The sequence below is a fragment of the Halorubrum californiense DSM 19288 genome (assembly GCF_000336875.1).
GTDB lineage: Archaea > Halobacteriota > Halobacteria > Halobacteriales > Haloferacaceae > Halorubrum > Halorubrum californiense.
Genome location: NZ_AOJK01000067.1, coordinates 23,460 through 42,506, shown reverse-complemented (window position 1 = coordinate 42,506; position 19,047 = coordinate 23,460). Strand labels below are relative to the sequence as shown.

Below are 19,047 nucleotides of genomic sequence, written 5' to 3'. Positions count from 1 at the left end.
GTTAAGCCTCACTGATAGAAATTTCACAACTATCGGTTTCTTGGGCGCCTGAATACTGGATACTGTACGTTTTGGTGATTCGGTCCCCGCCAACCCGCGTCTCGAGTATTAGTTCAAACTCACCGGTCTTCGACTCCTCCGAACAGGACGTGCCTGCTCCAGGAACGAAAGCAAATGGCGAGCGTGAACTATAGAGCGTAAATTGCTCCCCGGGCGCGATTATGACCTGCTCGACCTCGGAGTCGGATTTCGGGTCGTAAATCCCGCTTACGTCTTCATCATCGACATAGTTCGTTCCCTCTTCGTCGGATGGATAGGGGACATCACCGATAAAGAGTAATTTTGTAACCGCATCGGGGCCCGTTCCCTGGTTTTCGAGTGTGACGTAGGCCTCCTCATCGATTTCGCTTACTGATCCATCCCACATCTCTTCGGGCTGGTTTCTACCGATGCCCATCTCGACGATCCCGAGGTTTGGCTGGACAGAAAGCGAGCTTTCACCAACTGTTTCCTCACCGCTGAGTGCTACTAGTTCGTACTCGCCTGGAGCGTACGTTGTGCCGATATCAAATGAGACTTGTTGGGAACCAGCGGCGACCTCCCGCTGTCCGAAAAGTTCGCCGTTCGGTTGGATGAGGTTGATCTGGTCGAACTCCGAATCCGAATCGAACTGGACTATGAGTTCTGTTCCTTCGACAGTCACCTGCCGGAACACACCGGATTCACCTTCTGGACTTGAACTACCGTTAGGACCGGTGCTTCCGTTGCCATCCATACACCCGGCCACGCTCGCCAGAGCGGCACAGGCGACTGTTCGGAGGGCGGTCCGTCTACTGATGTGGGGATTGTTTCGAGTCATGGGTTTTTCTGGAAGATGTCTTCTGGGCCGAGCATCCGCAGGAGTCGCTTGCCGGCGTAGAACATCACGAAGAACGGCAGCAGCTGCCAGCCGACCTCGAACACCAGCGCAAACCAGCCGTCGATTGTCCCCAGTGGATGCCAGCGCGCCGTCGCGGAATCGCTTACGTACGCGGGATTATGGCCAAGCCACGAACCCGGATGGTACCGAGCCGTGTAGATCCCCGGCTCGTCGATCGTCACGATTGCAACGCCGGATTCGTTGGTCTCGACGCGCTGATCTGCGACGGTGATGTACCCGTTCCGGGTGGTTCCGCCAATCGGGTACTGACGGCTATCGTCGAGCGTGATTGGAGCGCCGGTCTGATTATCCCGTAGCTCGATACGGAGGGTCGCCTGTGATTGGTTCTGTTCGAGGACCTTGACCGTGAGGTTGCTGTGCCGGAGCTGGCGCTCGGAGCCCCCATCCGGTTCGACAATCGAGGCGTTCACGCCACGGACTATCCCCGCAACGTGGAGCGCTTCGCGGTCGATGGTCTCCGCCCGAACGGCGACGCCGTACGTCGTCGTGTACGACTGATTGACGATGTCGATGTTGATGTTCTCGCCGATAGTGCCGACGGGCGACGGGCGGTCAGTCCCCCACGTCTCGATGAGTTCCGGTCCGTCTCGAACCGGCTCGGCACGCGGCCCGATCCGCGAGGGATAGGCGTGGACGTACACCGGAATTGCGTCTGACTCGACGGTGGCGCTCTCCGTCCGGTTCGACCGAACGAGCGTGTCCCAGTTGGTGTTCCGAGCGGTGTAGAACCGCCAGATGCCACGGATCCGTGCCTCACCGTCCTCCGTGAGCGTATATCCCTGCCACGGCCGGGACTGGAAGATGGCCACGCCGGCGTCGCCGTTGGGGTACTCCGCGTAGTAGGGGTACGCTGAAAGGTCATAGATCTCGACGGCGATCGAATCGGAGACGTTGCGTGATTCCGTCCGATAGGTGACGTCAACGTCCGTCCGGTCACCATGGTCGGTCCTGACAGTCTTCTTCAGCCGAACGCTAATCTCCGCCTCCAGCGTGAGATTCGCACTCCAGTCATCCTCGATTTGGTAGTCGAGGGCAGGCGCATAGGCCCCGTCACGCTCGGCGATGGTCTCGCCGTCCTTCTTCAACCGGACTTCCTCGATCTCGTGCTCCGTGAGCGACCACGAGATAGTCGTGTTGCCGGAGGAACTCTCGTTGGGCACGCGAACGCGGTAATCAACGAACCCGCGCATCGTCCCATTCGGCGCGATGTAGAGTGGGGTCTCACCGGACTCCAGGTGCCCTCGGGTAGAGGGTTGGAGTGCGAAGATCGTTGCGTGAGCATCTTCGATGAAGATGCCGTCCTCAAGGTCCGCGTGCGGCGGATGCACGGACGTATCTGCCCCGCCGGCGTCGAGGTCCTCGAAGTTGTTCCGTGTCCACGTTGCCGCGGTCGCGGGCGGCCGTTTGAACGTAACGTCCGTCCCGTTGGCGACCTGATGGACAGCGGAGCGGTTCTCGCCGTAGCGTTGGCGGTACTCCTCCTGGCTGATGTAGTTGTCTGCATCACGTGACCAGAGCGTTGCCGACTCATTCTCGGTGAGCCCATTCCCTTCCGTACCAGGTCGTGGCGGATCAGCGGCGACGATACCCGTGATTAGGCTCGTCGCCAGCAAGCCGGCGATGAATACAGGGAGCTTTCCTCGTATCATTAGGGGTGTGTTGTGGGAACTGGGTAGTCACCAGGGGACGAGGTCCACGCACTCTGCCAGCGGGAGACCCATTATCGACCCGGCGACGGTGTACAGCGGGCCGAGGACGACGAGGACGACCGCGGACTTCATCGCGGAGCGCTTGTGCCGCTTGAGACCCTTCTTCTGCTCGGGATTGAGAGTGAACATCTCGATGAGGGAGTCAGCCTGCCAAACGATGGCGAGGCCAACGATCCCCAGCGCAGTAGTTAGCTGGAAGAATCCCTCAATCATACTCGGAAGGTTATCTGCACTACAGACCGCGTTGTCCTGGGCGGCTACTGGTTCCACAGCGACGAGGCTGAAGAAAACGATCGTGAGCCCCGCTTGCCGAGCGATACTTTTGTTCAACAGTGACTGATTTTCAGCGCTTTGCTCAGAGTCGGAGGGAGTCTTGTTCTCTGACATCGCGAATTATTCGCTTTTGGTATCTCCAGCCGGCGGCTTGCGATCCTGATCTTCCACGAGCGACTGGAGATCAGCGAAGCGGTTGGTGGTTTCAGCGATCTCTTCGAGTGAGTAGCCCTGCTCGCGGGCCCGCTCGAGGAGGTCTCGGAATTCGTCGGGATCTACGCCACGAACGTCCATCTCTTCGCGCAGGGCACGACGATAGAGGGCTGAAGCGTTGATGTGGTCATTCCACATCAAGTATAGGTCGTCAATCTCTTCGATGGTCACCGATCTGGTAATCATATTTGTGTGGATTTGGCCACCGACACTGTGTGTTGGCGCACGGTGGTCGATACTTCTGAGGAATTAAGTGAAAATCGTTAGTTAACTAGGATTAATCCGAGATAATCCCAATTTAAACTGGTCACGGTTAGTAGAGAAGGTTCAATTCCTTATGTAGCACCCGAACGCTAACGCGGCTCCGATTGTTACATAAGGTATGGAGCAGCCGTCACCACCCACCTCGCTCCCGAAGTATCTCGCGGAGGGGCTCCCCAAACAGGACACGGAAACACTCCATGAGATACGGAACTACGTCGAGGCGCTCATCGAGTATCGCGACCAGTCGGTTGACACCGACGAGCTTCCCGAGACTGCCGAACCCGTCGAAGAGTCCGATAGCGCAGGAAGCGGGACCGTCATCAAAGAGAAAGTCACCTGTGGCGACGATAGCTGTAAGTGCGCTAGCGGAGATCCCGCGGATATACACGGCCCGTATCTCTATCGTTACTATCGTGAAAACGGGACGATGAAATCGGAGTACATCGGGAAGCCAGGAAGCGAGTAGGGTGGATCAGGATAGTCGTGGTTCCAACGAACCCAGTCAAATAGAAAGTTGCTACTAAAACGACGTTACAGCGCCCGTGAGTCGGGGTCGACGATGCTGGCAAACGCGACGTTTGCTTGGACTTGCTCGATCTCGACCGACGGCTCATCACCTGGTTGTCCGCCGGGGACGATCACGACGTAGCCGCGTTCAACCTTCGCAATACCGTCACCTTGATCACCAGTTGTCTCGATCGTCACGTCGCGGACTTCACCTTCGTCTACGGGAGGACCGTCCGAGGTCGGAGTTGGTTCTTGAGCAGTCGACTGGGATTGCTCTTCCTGAGTCTCCTGGCTGGTCGAGGATGCTGATGCCAAGATCGCGACGCGATAAGTTTCGTCGGCAGCAAGCGCGTCGTGTTCGATTTCACTCACGGGGACGTCCACAATATATGACCCGTCGCGTTCTTCGATTTGAGCACTAAACACAGAGCGAAGCGAATCAGAAATTTCGATCATCAGGTATCACGAGTGTAGCTAGTCAACGTATCTAAATCTCGCGTTTTGCGCACTCTGAGGTGGTAACCTAGTGTATGCTGAAGAGAACACGAAAATCCCGAACAGAAGCTCCTCGAAAGGCTAGCAGGCCAGATCGCTCAATACAGGTCAAGTAGTGATCAGTAGGGAGCACATCTTACCAGATACTCGTCACAAGTACCGCACAAGATACACAGCGCAGATCTTGTACAGCACTTTACTCAGTCAAGATATCCTAAGTCACGGAGCGATTCAATCGTTTCTTCATCTATGTCGGCTCTTTCAATTACTTGTTGTCCCTCAGTATATTGTCTTTTCATTGCGTCGCACAACTGACGGGCGGTGCGTAATTTGAATCTTATCTCTGAATCCGTCAAGTCTTGTTGAGCGTTTTTAAGCATCGTGTCTATATGCTCATAGGTATTCACTCCCATATTTGGATATTTTAGGGGAGAATATATGACGTTTACCGTGTTTCTCACGATTTACATACCAGTACAGATACCAATCGTATCTGGAAATTCAACCACCACAAAATACGCAAGCGCGTTCTATCGGCTAATTCGGCTGTAGATACACGAAATAAACGTCGCGGCAACTCTTCTACGGCGCCCTGTCCGGATACACTATCTAGCCAGTTCTCGTGGCTAGTCTCTCCTTTCCCATTAGGTACTGTCAGAGAGTTTTCTCTCAGTTTCAGCTGTGACAGTATTCTTCCAAACTCTGGCTATCCACCAGTTGAACGAGTATGGAATGATGTGCCGGGGTCAAAACTGGTGAGTTCAGTGATACGCTGCTCCAGTTCTTCGATCTCGGCTTGGAGCTCGGTTGTGTCTTCGTCGGCTCCAGCCAACTGGTCTTTGAGCCCTTGGAGACGGCTTTCCTTCATCTCGTCATCGACGTCTGCTTTCCGAACATACTCACTCTCCTCGATGTCATATACATCAGATTCAGAGAGTGACGTTACCTCCAACGCGTCATCGAGTTTGCTTGTATCAACACTCATCACTTGCTCGGGGTCGATTCCTTCTGATTCCAGTAGCTCAAGGACTTCTTCGTCATTTTTGAGTGTCCGGTTTTGGCGGACAGTCCGTTGAACGGACCCGTATTGCCCACTTACAGGTTGGTCGTGATGGAGACGGTCAAGCAAGACGCCACGGACGTCTTGTCGAAGATCGTTGGCGTTGCGCTGGACATCAGAAAGCAATGTGTAGAGGTTCACAAGCGTCGGCACGTCTAGTTCGGTGAGAGATGTCACATCATGTCGCTCGAGTGTATCGATCAACAGGAGCGCGTCTGCGTACACCGAGATGTCGGGCTCTTCTCGTGGGCTATCGTCGTGTTCGACCGTGTGCGCATCGACGAGTGGCGACGCTGTTGGCGTCTCGCTTTCAGAGAGGGTGCCGTCCCGGTCGTCGATCGTAAATCGCGCATGAAGACTCATGACGGTGGCATACGGTTCAGCTCCGGGTGGGAGGCGATCGAGATCGAACGCTCCAGCCGCATGGTCAACGCGCTGGAACAGCGTCTCAAACTGCTCTCGCTGGAGCGGGACGGTCTCACTGTCAGCCTGATACTCGATCAGCACTCGGTGTTGCTGGACGTCGGTGATGTGAAACGGCTTCTGAGAGAGCGGAGTGAGGAGTGTAGCGTCTGCTGGAAGTTCCTCCACGTTGTCGAGGAGGTTGTCCCACGTCACTCGAAACGACATACTGGCGATTCAGTACTGCGGGACAAAAGCATACGGGCGTGCGTGATAGCTCTCTGCGTGATTAACCAACAGAAACAACGAAAGCGCCAGCTTGTTGGTTAATTTCTGAGCCTATCCTCAGAGGATCTTTCCAAGGTCCCCAGTACTGCCTAGGTGTGGGGTGACAGTGGTCGTTTCGCGAGTTCCGTCTGCCTGATTGAGATGGTAATATGCTCACCACTTTCGGAGACGCTCTTCGGTAGGAGATTGTTGATACAGTCTCCGGGGGTGGACCTCATTCAGTAGTTAGCCGTCAGAGCTGCTAAGTCGTATATTCTCAATCTACTCAACGCACCGCAGGATCGCAAGATGGCTATTCATCAACAATGTGCTACACATGAGCGTCAGTCCTTACACGCTGAACAGGCGCAATACCACGGCCTTCAGGCCGTGGATACGCGCCGTCACTCGACGACACTTTTCATCGACACCTGTATAGTCCGAGTTTCCAATCCAAACGTTCAATTTCCAAGAATCACTACACAGTAGTAAGGTCAGGTCGGAACGGAGCAGATTCCGAACGACCTTCGGAGGCGGCCACGCCGCCAACTCAATGAGACAGTATCCGAAACGCCGGCGCGGTGAACACGAATGCTTGAAGGGTTCGCCTGTGCCCGTCGGCTTGAGCAAGCCCGACGATACCTCCGAATCCGTCAAAGCGTCAACGACTCTCTGCTGGCAAAAACAACAGATGGGAGTCAACGACGCCGAGGATAGGAGTAACGGCGGTTTGGCACCGTCAGTCAGCCACCGACCACGATGGCTGGGTTAGACGCGGACTCCCGTGAAGTGGCGGCGTCCATGGTTGCAAACCTGAAACTCCCACCGCTCGGGAATCCTCCGCGTTAACGCGGAGGAGAATGTCAATTTGTGCCACGCTATGTCGTGTAAATCAGCAGAGGACCCTCCACCGTTTCCGGAGCTTTCAGTGGAAGAATCGATCGGCCTTAGCTAACAAATCAGAACAAAAATACCGCGTTGTTGGGGAAGGCTAGAGTAGGCGCATTCGCTCTCTTTCTGCGATTGTCGGAGGTCTGGGGGTACTTAGACCCTCCACCGTTTCCGGAGCTTTTCGGCAACGAGATATGGTTCTATTTAGCCTCGCAGAAAAGCTCGTTCAATAGTCGGAGATATCCGACTGAAGCAGATTGTTATCGTCAGCTGTCGACTGGATGATGTTCGCGAGTTCTTCGAAACGTGTCGTATCGAGGAGGACTTCAAGTACTGATTTCAACGGGACATCAAGCTCGTATTCGTGATACCGACCAGCTGAGAGCCCCTCGTTCCGTTCAAAGAGGTTGATCAGTCCGAGCATATTCATATCCGAGAGGTGGTCACGGACACGACGTTCACTCACGCTATCAGCGTCGAGATGGCTACAGATTTTCACGTATCGCTCGTAGAGATCACGGGACCGAACAGGAACTTCATCGAGCGCCTGGTGGTACGCAAGCGCACAGAGGACAGCATGCCCTTGGGTCGTGAGTTCCTGCATCCCCTCGTAGAGTTGGTTCTTTTCGAGTTCGTCTTGCGCCTCACGGACGTGCTCCTCAGTTACCGTGTCGGAATCAGCCGCTTGGGCAAGCTCGCCAGCTTCACGAAGTAGTCGGATTGCCTGTCGAGCTGATCCAGTATCTTGAGCAGCAAATGCCGCACAGAGCGGGACAGCATCATCGGATAACACATCATCGTGGAACGCTTTCTCGGCACGTGGGTTGAGGATCGAGCGGAGCTGATTCGCGTCGTATGGTGGGAAGAGGATCTCTTTTTCCGCGAGCGTGTCCTTGACTTTTGGCGAGAGATTGTCCCTGAACTGGAAGTCGTTACTGATGCCGACGATCACTGGGCGAACATCGTCGACGTAGCCGTTCGATCGTGCACGAGGGAGCCCGTAGAGGATGTCGTCGGAGTTGCCGATATTGTCGATCTCGTCAAGAACGATCACAACAGTACCACCCAGCGCATCGAGTTCTTCATAGAGAATATCGAACACTCGTTGCTGGGAGTAGCCGGTAGCACTGATACGGTCTTTATCCTGGCTGTTACGGAGTTCGTTGACTAAGGCGACAGCAACTTGGTAGGACGAGGAGAGGTTCTCGCAGCTGACCCAAACCGTCGAGAGATGGACATCGTCGTATTCGGCAGTATCGTTCTCCAAGTGCGACAGCATATACTTCGTCGCGACGGTCTTTCCCGTTCCTGTCTTCCCGTACAAGAAGATGTTCGACGTCGGGCGGTTATCGATGATCGGCTGGAGAGCACGCTGATATTTTTCGAGTTCCTCGTCCCGTTCACGGATATCCTCGGGCTCGTAGGAATCGTCGAGGGGTTCGGCGTCAGCGAACACCTGGCGATCCCGTTGGAACATTCCCATGATAGTCTGCCACACGGGAGATATGATAAAACCACCGTTTCCGTAGCTTCCGAAGCGTCCGAAGCTCACCTACTTATAAGCAATACACACACCACCATTTCCGGAGCTACGATCCTTTATATAACGCAGTCACTCCACTGTTTCCGAAGCTATCGATAGCTCCTCCGAACCCGATCCAGAAATACCATTATTAGCAACCAAAAAGTTAAGACAGTTTCCTTAGAATAGTACCCGCACTGGGGTTAATATAAATTCACAGATTAGGTATGTGTTTTATTGAAGGAAACAGAAGTCTATTGATCGACGATAGTCTTGGTTAATGTTGCCGTTTCTTTCGTGGTCCCCTTCTTCTCTCGTGGATAGCTTCGGAAATGGTGGTGTGAGGGTTCACCTTCTTCTCCCGCCAAGAAAAGCTCCGGAAACGATGGTGTGTATACTCCCGTCTTCGAGCTGGTCTTTGCGTGGGAGAGACTACGTCGAACTCGCAACGTAACTCTCGTCAACGACGCCCGTTCCATATCAACACGAATCACGTATCACGTATAGCTCCGGAAACGGTGGAGGGGTGAATCAAAAGTCAAATCCCCTCTTTCCGCTGCTCTCAACACCCGATAATCACCTGATTCAGCCGATCTAACCGGGGATTGCTCCGGAAATATCGGAGGGTATCTTCAGTTCCAGCAGACCTCTCGGAGAATTGCTCGCTCAAAGTGGAGTGTGGGTGGTCCCGACTGGCGTCTTGTTTGTTGGACGCACTGTTCTGACGACGAACTAGCCTCGAGAGGTCCGACAGTAGATTGTACGGAATCGCATCGGTGGTTATACTTGAACACTTGTACGGCGGTGTGTGAGGTCGACAATTAGAACGGCTGTCTGGTCATCGGAGACACTTGAAGACGTGGTGTGTGTGTGAGATCGGCTGGGACTTCAGCGTCGATCGCTGTCGGCGTACAGCTCGAAACACTCGAAGCACCGGAGGGTGAAGACAGAGACAAGCGAGGTACCGTCGCGGAGGCCGGTGGTCTACTCCCCTCTTCTCGGTGGTTGAACGATATCTCCGAGGGATCGAACCAATTGGATCCCGTTCTCGTAGTCAGTCGTCACCCGATACCCTTCTTCATCCTGCTCAACGGCCCCTACGCTTGGATGGGCGAGCAGTTGGAGAGCGGATCGAACCTCTTCGGTGGTTGGGATATCGTTTGAGTCCTCAATGCCCACGACGATCCACCGGACGTCCTTCGCTGTCTCCACGGCTCCGTCGGGACACTCGAGAGCTCAGATGACCGCAAGCAGGGTTTCTCCAGCATCGATCCGGTCCTGGATGTACTCATCGAGGAGATCGAGTCTGTCGTCTTGGAAGGCCCCAGAGCGTGTCAAGAGGGCTAGTATCTCCTCAGGTGGGACGGCATACTCGTCCCGGCGATCGAGGAGCTCAACGAGATCGTCGACGGCGATTGTTGTCAGCTCGGTCGTCTCGGCATTATCGATCACTTTCGGGGCGAAGCCTGGAGCAACCACGATGGCGTGATCGGCTCCACGCTGTCGTCGGTGTTTGTCTACGTTGGTGACTTCCAACGAATTGACTCGTCCGTTCCCTCGGGCCTTCACTTCGACAACGACGTGTTCGGGAGATCGGATCTCCACGTCGGTGTCACCCCCTCCTTCGATCCAGTCGGCGGCACAGCCCAGCCGGGAGAAGGCCTTCGCAACGAGTTTCTCAAACTCCTCGTGGGCGTCCCCATCTGTGCTGGCCGCCTGGAGCTGGTCGGCGAGGTCGGGAGTTGGTCCGTCGTCTTCATCGTCGACGGGGTGAACACGTTCGCCGGCATCGGTCAGGTCGGCAATGGCGGTCTCGACTGACTCCTCGCCAGAGAGTTGGTTGAGGCGCTTGTCAGCGACCCGGGTGAATCCCTGTGGGCGGTAGGTCTTGTCATAGCCAACGAGTTCGTTGAATTCCTCAATGTCGACGTCGACTTCCTCAATATCGGTGAGGAAGGTCATGTACTCCCACGGACTTTCTTCGTTCCAGCGACCGTGTTCAACGTTCTCTCTCCAGAGATACTCCGCAAGGTCGGGGTCGTGTCGGAGTTGGAGGACTTGCCCCCTGGCGACGAACGCACCATCGTGGTAGACGAGCGCGATGTCGTTGCGCTCGACGTTCCGCCACGTCCCATCTACTGAGGTCCCCCAGACGTGGACGAGATCGTCGTCGGATGTTGTCCGAAACAGTTCGAGATCCTCGTCATTGAGGTAGGACTCAATATCCGCAATTGGGTGCCCATCTCGGATGAACTCAGCGAAAAGAATAATTACCATAGGATAAGTGGGTAAATCGACATAACACTGTGAGACTACTAGCACGGTTACACGCGCGGGCTGATGCCGCATACGACAACGCGTATCACCACAAGCTCCGAGGTCGGATCTGGCGAGCGTTACAAGACACGGAGTACGAACAGTGTCATGACGAAAACCGCCCACCAGGATTCAATTACAGTAACCCCTTCCCGCCGGGAGATATGCAGGAAGGGGACGAGCGAACTCTGCTAATTTCGGCCCCCCAAGAGCAACTACTGGCCGATGTTGCAGAAGACCTGACCGCCGATCGCGAGCTCAATATCGGCCAGATGCCGTTCCATATCGACGAACTCACGTCACTGTCACCGGATGTCGGCGAACCGGGGAGCAGCGGAACGATCGAAACTGGCACTGGACTCCTCGTGCGCATCCCACCATGGCGTTGTGATGATTATGGAATTGAGAACCCCGGCGAAGAGGCGGTGTATTGGCAGCCAGAACACACAATCGAGCCACTGCGCGAGCAGGTCGAAGCGAATCTCGACCAGAAACACGATCTGTTCAGCCCGGAATACCTTCCCGGCCCAAGCGACACTGAGGGCGATCTCTTCGAGGGATACGAGCTACTGAAGACGTTCGCCGTCCCGCTCCAGGTAACCGCAGACCAGGAGCTAACCTTCGTGCTCTCGAAGTGGCAGTTCAACTACACCGTCCGAGACGATGACCATCGACGCCACCTCAACCTCGCGCTGGACTGCGGGCTTGGGGAACGAAATGCGCTGGGATTGGGCTTCTGTAACTTGGTCGAGAAGCGCAACCCGTACGGCGAACCCGCGGCGGAGGTCCACGGATGAGTCTGCTCCCCGAGCCGTCGACGTTCGAGAAGCGTTACAGCGACGACGAGAAGCTGGCGAGCGAGCTGCCTGATCGACCGATCACCTCGCTCCGCGATCTCCAGTACGTCTACGGGCGTCTATACACGCTTGCAACCGCCGGAGGTGGCGAGTACGCAGCCTACCTGACGCCGGAAAAATCGACCGACCTGTTCGACGAGCCCGAGAGCCTACTCTATCTCCGCGTCGATCTGAGTGGAGACAAGCCCCGCCTCGACCCCGACCAACCGATCGGTGTCGAGAGCTACGGCGAGGAGAAAGTCAAGGCAGTCGCCCACTCGTGGTATAACGCCGCAAAAGGATTTGACCACAGTGTCACCCACCGAACGGGCAAGAACAAAGAGCCAGAGAAGGTCGCGGAGTATCTCCACGAACGACTCACCGCGTGGGCAGCTGACGACGTGATCCAAGAGGCTGTCGCCGATCACGAAGACGGATGGATCGTCGACGCGCTCGCCGAACTCGGCGAGAGTGAGGGACTTAGAGAGCGCATCGAGACAGCCGTCGACGAACAGCTCGACGGCAAGACGACGGCGCTCACGACCGTCGCAGTCAAACTCGAGCCTGACGGCGAGTATCTCCTTCCGGGTGAGGCGAGTTCCGTATTCAACGAAGCAATGCGAGCGCGCAAGCGATCGAAGCTCGTCTCGAAGGGAGAGGCTACGGACTCCATCGGTGAGGCAACCGATCTCGTGACCGGAAATCGAGGCCCGACTGTCGGGACAGCAGAGGATCCGCTGAACTACTTCCTTGGCAAGCAGCTTGAGAAGTTCCCCGGGTTCGATCCAGACGAGGCGTGGCGGACGCACCCAGTCTCGGAAGACGTTGCAGTGACGCTGATGAACGCGAGTACGTTCGTCGACGCCTGCGACTACTACACGATGGGAGCGAACGTCTACTACCTCCCGTACTTCTTCGGGCGGGTCGGTCCGGCAGACGCGAGGGACCTCTACGGACTCCTCTACGACCTAGTACACGCCGGAGAGATGAGCCCGCTAGAGAGCGCCTACCGAAGCTATCAGGACACCCCGCGACTACAGGAAGTGGGAGAACGCTTCCGGTTCTACGTCGCCGCGGTGATGGAACACCAGACGAAGCGCTTCGACGTGTTCGGCGACAGCATGGACGGGACGCTATTCTCGCCCGTCGAGCTCACTAGAGCTCACCAGCGGGTACTCCAGTCGTGGCTGTACGACGCGGAGGGTGACGCCGACCACCCCGGTCCGGGGCTTCGAGCCGCGTTCCCGACACCGGACAACTGGGATATCTTCGTTCCGGAGGAGTCGGCATTGCTGAGCATCCTCGCAACCGGTTGGTACTTCGAACAGACGTTCGCGCCGGCCGATGACGACGACGCCAGCGCCGACGACTACCGGATCCGTGCGCTCGTGGCTGTGCTCTCGGACGAACCGCTTGATGTCGAGATGGTGCTCACAGAGTACGTGGAACGACTGCTCGAGGACGAGGGCGAGGAGTTCCCGAGCTTCCGTGTCTCCGCACAGTACGCACAGCTCTGTGCGCTCGCCGAAGCGGGGCTTCTCACTGGACGCGACGCGTACGAACCGGTTTCAGAGCCGCGGCAGTTGACACACAACCATACAGAAGATATGCGACAGGACACACCAGCCCGAGCTGACGGCGGGAACGTCGCCGCGGCTCGGGAGACGAAACTCGAAAAGTTTCTTGAACAGACGCCGGCGCTCGCGGAGGATCAGCCTGAACGGCGTGGCAGTTTCCTCCTCGGCGCACTGGTCGGTCAAGTAACCGGCTACCAGCAAGTGAGCGAGGGGCGCTCGACGACGTTGATCGACCAGTATCCGATCAAGGCCGTCACGGAGTCGAAGCTGAAACGCCTCGCGAGCGACGTGCTCGACAAGAACGTCGTCTACTCCCGGGAGAACAACATGGCCGGGACGATGTACCGTGAAGTCGTCGACCGACTGGTAACGACGCTTCCCCAGATCGACATCGACGGCGATTGGGAACTCGACACGACAGACCTCCGGTTCTACTACTCGCTGGGGGTCGCCTATGGGATGAACAACTGGGCGAGTAGCGACGATGAACAGGCCGACGACCAGCCCGAAACCGAGGAGGAAGAAGCATGACTGACGATACATACGCCGACGACAGCTACGACCCCGTAACGAACCGCTCCGAGATCGTCTTCGGCTACGACGCTGTCGACGCCAACCCGAATGGAAACCCCCTGAGCGGGGCAAATCGACCGCGGATCGATCCCGAGACCCAGCAGGCGATCGTGACGGACGTCCGGCTGAAGCGCTACCTCCGCGACCAGCTAGACGACGACGGCCACGGCGTCTACGTGCGGAACGTCAAAAACGAGGCGGGCAAGCAGTCCTCGCGTGAAGACCTGCTCGCCGATCGGATGCGCGAACTGGATCCCGACGACTGGGATCTCGACGATCTGGACGACGACGAGGCCGCCGAACTCCGCGAAGAGGTGTTTGGCACCTTCCTCGACGCCAGCGCCGACGTACGGTATTTCGGCGCGACGATGAGCGTCGACATGAAGGGGAATTACGAGGGGTTCGAGGACTACCTCCCAGACCACTTTACCGGCCCTGTCCAGTTCTCGCCCGCGAAGACGCTCCACCCCGTAACCGAGAACGAGGAGTACAACAGCCTCACTAGCGTCATCGCGACTGGAGAAGGGAAGGAACAAGGTGGGTTCGACCTCGACGACCACCGCATTCAGTACGGCTTCATCGCGTTTCATGGGTTGGTCGACGAGAATGGTGCCGCTGACACGAAGCTCTCCGAGGCGGACGTCGAGCGACTGGACACCCTGCCGTGGCGCGCGATCAAGAACCAGACCATCAGCCGGAGCAAGGTCGGCCAAGAGCCACGACTCTACCTCCGTGTAGAGTACGAGGACGAGAGCTTCCACCTCGGCGGGCTCACTCGCGATCTCGACATCGACGAAGAGCGCTCGGCCCCTGTGGACGAACTCCGAAACGTCCGAGAGTTCACGCTCGATGGGACTGAGCTCGTCTCCCGGTTGGGCCGCCATGCCGACCGTATCGCCCGCGTTCGTGTCGTCGCCAGCGACGTGCTCGACGTGACCGTCGGCGATGAGGTCTACACTGCGGGCGACAAGCCCAGCGAGCATGGCTTCTATGATGCGCTCCGCGAGGCTGTCGGCGACGCGGTCGAGGTCGTCGACGTCTACGACGAGGCTGCCGCGACGATGCCCAAGTGATGGCCCAAGAGTCACTTGAGAGCTGGACCGACGAGGGCGACGGGCTCCCAGAGACGTGTCTCTCGTTCGAACTCCGCGGAGAGTGGGGTCACTTTCGACGGGTTGAGGGGAACATCGTCAAACAGACGTACCGGATCATTCCCCGGACGACCGTCGCCGGCCTCGTCGCCGCGATGCTCGGACTGGACCGAGACAGTTACTACGAGGCGTTCAGCCAGAACGTGTCGGCTGTCGCGGTGGAGCCGATCGACGAGCTCCGAGCGATCAATATGCCGATGAACACGCTCTCGACGGCCAAAGAGCACATGACGACGATGCCCAGCCGCGGGCATGCACGGATCTCGATGCCGGACCCGTCGGAACTCCGCCAGCAACACAACTACGAGGTGCTGGTCGAACCGGCCTACCGTGTCGACCTTCAGCTCGCGAACGACGATCTCCGAGGCCGACTGCAGGACCGACTCTGCGATGGGACGTCCTACTACCCGCCGAGTCTCGGCCTCTCGGAGCATCTTGCAGAGGTCACGTATCTCGGCGAGTTCGAGGTAACGCCACACGAGAGCGAGACTACCAATGTCGATTCGGCGGTACTCGAAGCCGTCGATAGCGTCGAACTTACCCCTGAAACGGAGGTCAAAGTCGAACGGTCACCGGCGTTTATGGCGGCCGACGAAGGTGGTCGGACGACGACAGCGTTCCAGTCGATTGCGTACGCAACTGGAGCGGAGCCACTCCGAGCACATGATGTCAAGACTCACGAGGTCGACGGTCGACGGGGGATGTTCTCGTGAGCCGCGAGGGGGCGTAGTCATGGTCGATTTCACCGACCGACCGTCACACATCGGACCAGACGGGGAACAGATCCCACTCGAAGAACATCTCGACGACGTCCGCGAGCGGGTCGGATGGCTCGTCCCCGACGACGCCAAGACGCCGGAGGGGAACTCACTCTCCGAGTTGGCGGAGGTGGTGACACGAGTCCACGATTTCGGAAAATTGACCGCGTGGTTCCGCGATCATCTCCTTTCGGACGACGCACAGCCAGCTGGACCGAAACACCACGCCCCGATATCGGCGCTACTCGCCCACTACGCGTTGGAGGCACGCGGGTTCGACGGCGCCGATCAGCTCGTCGGCTTTCTGGCCGTCGCGAGACACCACGGACGCCTCCCCGATACCGCCGACTACGTGCACCGAGCGAGCGTCGAGCAGTCCGGACGGATACAGACACTCTACCGGTCCGACGCGCTCGAACAGGCAGCACACATCGACGAAACGGTTCCTGAACTCGCTGAGGCACTCGTGGACCGAGCGACGGGCGGTGCTGGAGACTGGGAAACGTTCCACGAACGGCTCGCCGATTCCGATGCAGCCATCGAGCTCCCGTGGGTCGCGGAAGCCGTCTGTAGCGGCCGGCGACTTCGCCCCGCACCGGAGAAACTTCCTCCCAGCTTCTACGAGTCAGTGCTACAGGTCTGGAGTGCGCTCGTTTTCGCCGACAAGGCGAGCGCGGCGTACCTATCGACCGGAATCGAAATCGGCCGGAAGGCCTACCGGTCGCCGACCCCTGGGCGGCTAGAAATCGACGCGTACATCGACGAACTCCAGACTGAGAACGCTGAGACAGAGCTGGACCCGCGCACGGAACAGATGAACGAGCGGCGCGAGGACGCTCGACAGGAGGTTCACGCTCGCGCCAAAGAGTTCGTCGATGACGATCGGAACGTCGCGACGCTGACGCTCCCGACGGGCATGGGGAAGACACTCACTGGACTGGACGCCGCCCTAACAGTGCTCGAGGGGAGTGAGATGGCGTCGAACCCTAACGAGGGGCGTCTTGTCTATGCACTGCCGTACACCTCCATTATCGATCAGGTGGCTGAACAGAGCCGCGAACTGTTCGGGACCGGTGAGAGAGGCGAACGGCTCACCGTCGATCACCACCTTGCGGATACCCTCGTCTCGCCGCCGGACGAGCCCGAATCAGTCGCCGACGACGCCGTCGAGAACGTCGGCGCCCTCCTCGGCGAGAGCTGGCGGTCGGGAATGGTCGTGACGACGTTCGTCCAGGTGTTCGAGAGTTTGGCCGGGCCGACAAACGCCCGCTCGATGAAGCTCCCCTCGCTGTACGGGAGCGTGGTAGTTCTTGACGAACCGCAGGCGCTGCCGCTCGAGTGGTGGCCGCTTGTGGACCGGCTGGTCGAACTGTTGACCGACGAGTACGGCGCATCGGTGATCGCAATGACGGCCACACAGCCCGAGCTCCTCTCTGCTGGAGACCGAGAACCGTTCTCTCTCGTCTCGGATCCCGATCCGTACTACGCTGAGCTGGACCGGCTCGACTTCGTGCTACACCCCTCCGCGGTCGCGATGCTTCCCGGGGAGAACGAAACAGGAAGTGAGACGAGTGACGACGCAGAGTCAGCAGCACTCCCTTACGACCGAGCCGGTGAACTCGTCGCGAACCGGGCCGACAATGGCGACTCGGTGTTGGCGATCTGCAACACGATTGACAGTGCGCGCGAACTCGCCGAATCGGTGGATGACAGGACGGAACCGCTGGACGTCAACGAGGTGTACGACGAACTACTCACCGACGCGGACCGATCGACCGAGTCGATACGACCCGAGCGGACGCTCGCTGACGCGGTCCGTCGACGACGCTCGGGGCAACCGCTGTTGGTCCACCTCACGACACGCCACCGGCCGTGTGACCGACGCCACCTCATCGACGTGGCGTCCGACCTCGCCGAAGCGGGTGAGCCAGTGTTGTTTGTCTCGACACAACTGGTCGAAGCAGGCGTCGACGTGAGCTTCGACGAAGTGATCCGCGATTTCGCGCCGATGGACAGCCTCGTGCAGGCTGCGGGTCGGTGTAACCGGTCATACGGCCGCAACCGTGGGCGCGTGACGGTCTGGCAGCTCGCGCCGCCGCCGAACCGCGAGACAACGCCCGCAAGCGCGGTCTACGGTCGAGGAGAGAGTCTCACCAAATTGACTGGCCAAGCGCTGGCAACGGTCTACGACGGTGACCCGATGCCCGAGCCAGACGTTACTCGAAACGCCGTCGAACACTACTTCGACCTGCTCGATGGGCGTGACGTCGGTGCCGACGAGTACGTGGAATACCTCGAGCGGGCAGAAGCCGAACAGCTCGGGCGACTCTCGCTCATCGACGAGCGGCCCGCCGTCGACGTGATAGTGACGAGAACGGCCGATGAGCGCGAGACCGTCGAAGAGATCCGGCGAGCGTTCGACGAGTATCGGTGGGACGACCTGGACGACCTCGTCGAGTCGACCGGGGATTGGCAGGTCTCCGTTCCCGTCTACCCCGGCGACGACGACACGATAGAGAAGCTCGCTGCATGCGAGCCACTGTTCCCCGACACCGACCGGCTGGNGGTCTCCGTTCCCGTCTACCCCGGCGACGACGACACGATAGAGAAGCTCGCTGCATGCGAGCCACTGTTCCCCGACACCGACCGGCTGGTGCTTGACGGGCGCCCGGGTCGGCATAACGGCTACTTCGACGCCACCGACGGCGTCGTCATCCCTGACACGAGCGTGGAGGCACGTCTACTGTGAGCGATCCCGTCTCTCGGCTGGTGGCCACGGCACAGGGCGACGCCGTCGACAACCCGTTTCGCGTCACTGGCGTGATGATGCAGTACTACTACGTCTGCGAACGCGAACTCTGGTTCGAGAGCCGGAACGTCGAAATCGACCGGGAGAACGCAAGCGTTGCCCGAGGTACTCGTGTCGATGAGTCCTCCTACGGCGAACGTTCACAGGAGAACCTTCGACTCGGGATGATCGCTCTTGACCTACTTGAAGACGGCCGGGTGGTGGAGGTGAAACCCTCATCGACGTTGACAGAGCCAGCGCGAATGCAGCTCTCGTACTACCTCTGGTACCTCGACCGGGTATTAGGCGTCGAACGTGAGGGCGTGTTGGCACACCCGACTGAGCGTCGACGCGAGGACGTTTCCCTCGACGACGACCGATGCGACAAAGTCGAGTCGGCAATCCGAGGGATTCACGCGATCGTGACCGCGGACAGCCCGCCGGAAGCCACTGAGAAACCGTACTGCGAGTCGTGTGCCTACCACGACTTCTGTTGGGTCTGATC

17 protein-coding genes are annotated in these 19,047 nt (G+C 58.2%); 8 read left to right on the top strand and 9 right to left on the bottom strand.

Translation table 11 applies throughout. The features are described 5' to 3' along the window. Position 1: 1 nt before the first annotated feature. From C463_RS13870 to C463_RS13855, 4 genes are read right to left on the bottom strand one after another with little or no spacing between them, the layout of a single operon-like run. Positions 2-859 carry a hypothetical protein gene (locus C463_RS13870; RefSeq protein ID WP_193365871.1) on the bottom strand — a complete coding sequence of 286 codons (858 nt, stop codon included), beginning with the start codon at positions 857-859 and terminating at the stop codon, positions 2-4. Next, positions 856-2,589 carry a hypothetical protein gene (locus C463_RS13865; RefSeq protein WP_008444889.1) on the bottom strand — a complete coding sequence of 578 codons (1,734 nt, stop codon included), beginning with the start codon at positions 2,587-2,589 and terminating at the stop codon, positions 856-858. Before C463_RS13865 ends, C463_RS13870 begins: the two co-directional genes overlap by 4 nt. Positions 2,590-2,616: 27 nt before the next feature. Next, on the bottom strand, positions 2,617-3,036 hold the full coding sequence (locus C463_RS13860; protein ID WP_008444888.1) for a hypothetical protein: 420 nt from the start codon (positions 3,034-3,036) through the stop codon (positions 2,617-2,619). Positions 3,037-3,042: 6 nt separating this feature from the next. Continuing rightward, entirely contained in the window at positions 3,043-3,321 is a 279-nt protein-coding gene (locus C463_RS13855) for a hypothetical protein (protein WP_008444886.1), read from the bottom strand. A 196-nt stretch (positions 3,322-3,517) separates the two neighbouring features. On the opposite strand from C463_RS13855, the gene C463_RS13850 reads away from it, so the two are divergent. Beyond that, entirely contained in the window at positions 3,518-3,865 is a 348-nt protein-coding gene (locus C463_RS13850; RefSeq protein ID WP_008444884.1) for a DUF6788 family protein, read from the top strand. A gap of 65 nt (positions 3,866-3,930) precedes the next feature. On the opposite strand, the gene C463_RS13845 is transcribed toward C463_RS13850, so the two are convergent. The 4 genes from C463_RS13845 to C463_RS13835 all read right to left on the bottom strand — a co-directional run bounded on the left by C463_RS13845 (position 3,931) and on the right by C463_RS13835 (position 8,504). Then, positions 3,931-4,362, bottom strand: coding sequence for a TRAM domain-containing protein (locus C463_RS13845; RefSeq protein WP_008444881.1), 432 nt, complete (start codon positions 4,360-4,362; stop codon positions 3,931-3,933). A 239-nt stretch (positions 4,363-4,601) separates the two neighbouring features. After that, positions 4,602-4,814, bottom strand: a complete 213-nt coding sequence (locus C463_RS18825; protein ID WP_137695258.1) for a hypothetical protein — start codon at positions 4,812-4,814, stop codon at positions 4,602-4,604. Positions 4,815-5,107: 293 nt separating this feature from the next. After that, entirely contained in the window at positions 5,108-6,091 is a 984-nt protein-coding gene (locus C463_RS13840; protein WP_008444880.1) for a hypothetical protein, read from the bottom strand. A gap of 1,156 nt (positions 6,092-7,247) precedes the next feature. After that, the gene (locus C463_RS13835; protein ID WP_049905947.1) at positions 7,248-8,504 is read right to left on the bottom strand and encodes a Cdc6/Cdc18 family protein; all 1,257 of its coding nucleotides are present in this window, start codon (positions 8,502-8,504) and stop codon (positions 7,248-7,250) included. A gap of 909 nt (positions 8,505-9,413) precedes the next feature. Between C463_RS13835 and C463_RS19780 the strand changes: the two genes are divergently transcribed. Next, positions 9,414-9,707 carry a hypothetical protein gene (locus tag C463_RS19780; protein ID WP_239638914.1) on the top strand — a complete coding sequence of 98 codons (294 nt, stop codon included), beginning with the start codon at positions 9,414-9,416 and terminating at the stop codon, positions 9,705-9,707. Positions 9,708-9,779: 72 nt separating this feature from the next. Here the strand turns inward: C463_RS19780 and C463_RS19410 are convergent, their stop codons facing one another. After that, entirely contained in the window at positions 9,780-10,820 is a 1,041-nt protein-coding gene (locus C463_RS19410) for a restriction endonuclease (protein ID WP_008444876.1), read from the bottom strand. Between the two features lie 29 nt (positions 10,821-10,849). Between C463_RS19410 and cas6 the strand changes: the two genes are divergently transcribed. The 6 genes from cas6 to cas4 all read left to right on the top strand — a co-directional run bounded on the left by cas6 (position 10,850) and on the right by cas4 (position 19,045). Beyond that, entirely contained in the window at positions 10,850-11,656 is an 807-nt protein-coding gene (cas6, locus tag C463_RS13815; RefSeq protein WP_080510854.1) for a CRISPR-associated endoribonuclease Cas6, read from the top strand. Beyond that, positions 11,653-13,803: a type I-B CRISPR-associated protein Cas8b/Csh1 gene (gene cas8b, locus C463_RS13810; RefSeq protein ID WP_008444873.1), complete on the top strand. Its 2,151-nt coding sequence runs from the start codon at positions 11,653-11,655 to the stop codon at positions 13,801-13,803. Before cas6 ends, cas8b begins: the two co-directional genes overlap by 4 nt. After that, positions 13,800-14,918, top strand: coding sequence for a type I-B CRISPR-associated protein Cas7/Csh2 (gene cas7b, locus C463_RS13805; RefSeq protein ID WP_008444871.1), 1,119 nt, complete (start codon positions 13,800-13,802; stop codon positions 14,916-14,918). The genes cas8b and cas7b overlap by 4 nt, the downstream gene beginning before the upstream one ends. Beyond that, complete coding sequence (gene cas5b / locus C463_RS13800; protein ID WP_008444868.1) at positions 14,918-15,709, top strand: type I-B CRISPR-associated protein Cas5b; 792 nt, start codon at positions 14,918-14,920, stop codon at positions 15,707-15,709. The genes cas7b and cas5b overlap by 1 nt, the downstream gene beginning before the upstream one ends. Next, positions 15,660-18,503, top strand: a complete 2,844-nt coding sequence (locus C463_RS13795; protein WP_449271968.1) for a CRISPR-associated endonuclease Cas3'' — start codon at positions 15,660-15,662, stop codon at positions 18,501-18,503. Before cas5b ends, C463_RS13795 begins: the two co-directional genes overlap by 50 nt. Beyond that, positions 18,500-19,045, top strand: coding sequence for a CRISPR-associated protein Cas4 (gene cas4, locus C463_RS13790; protein ID WP_008444864.1), 546 nt, complete (start codon positions 18,500-18,502; stop codon positions 19,043-19,045). Before C463_RS13795 ends, cas4 begins: the two co-directional genes overlap by 4 nt. The last annotated feature ends 2 nt before the right edge of the window (positions 19,046-19,047 follow it).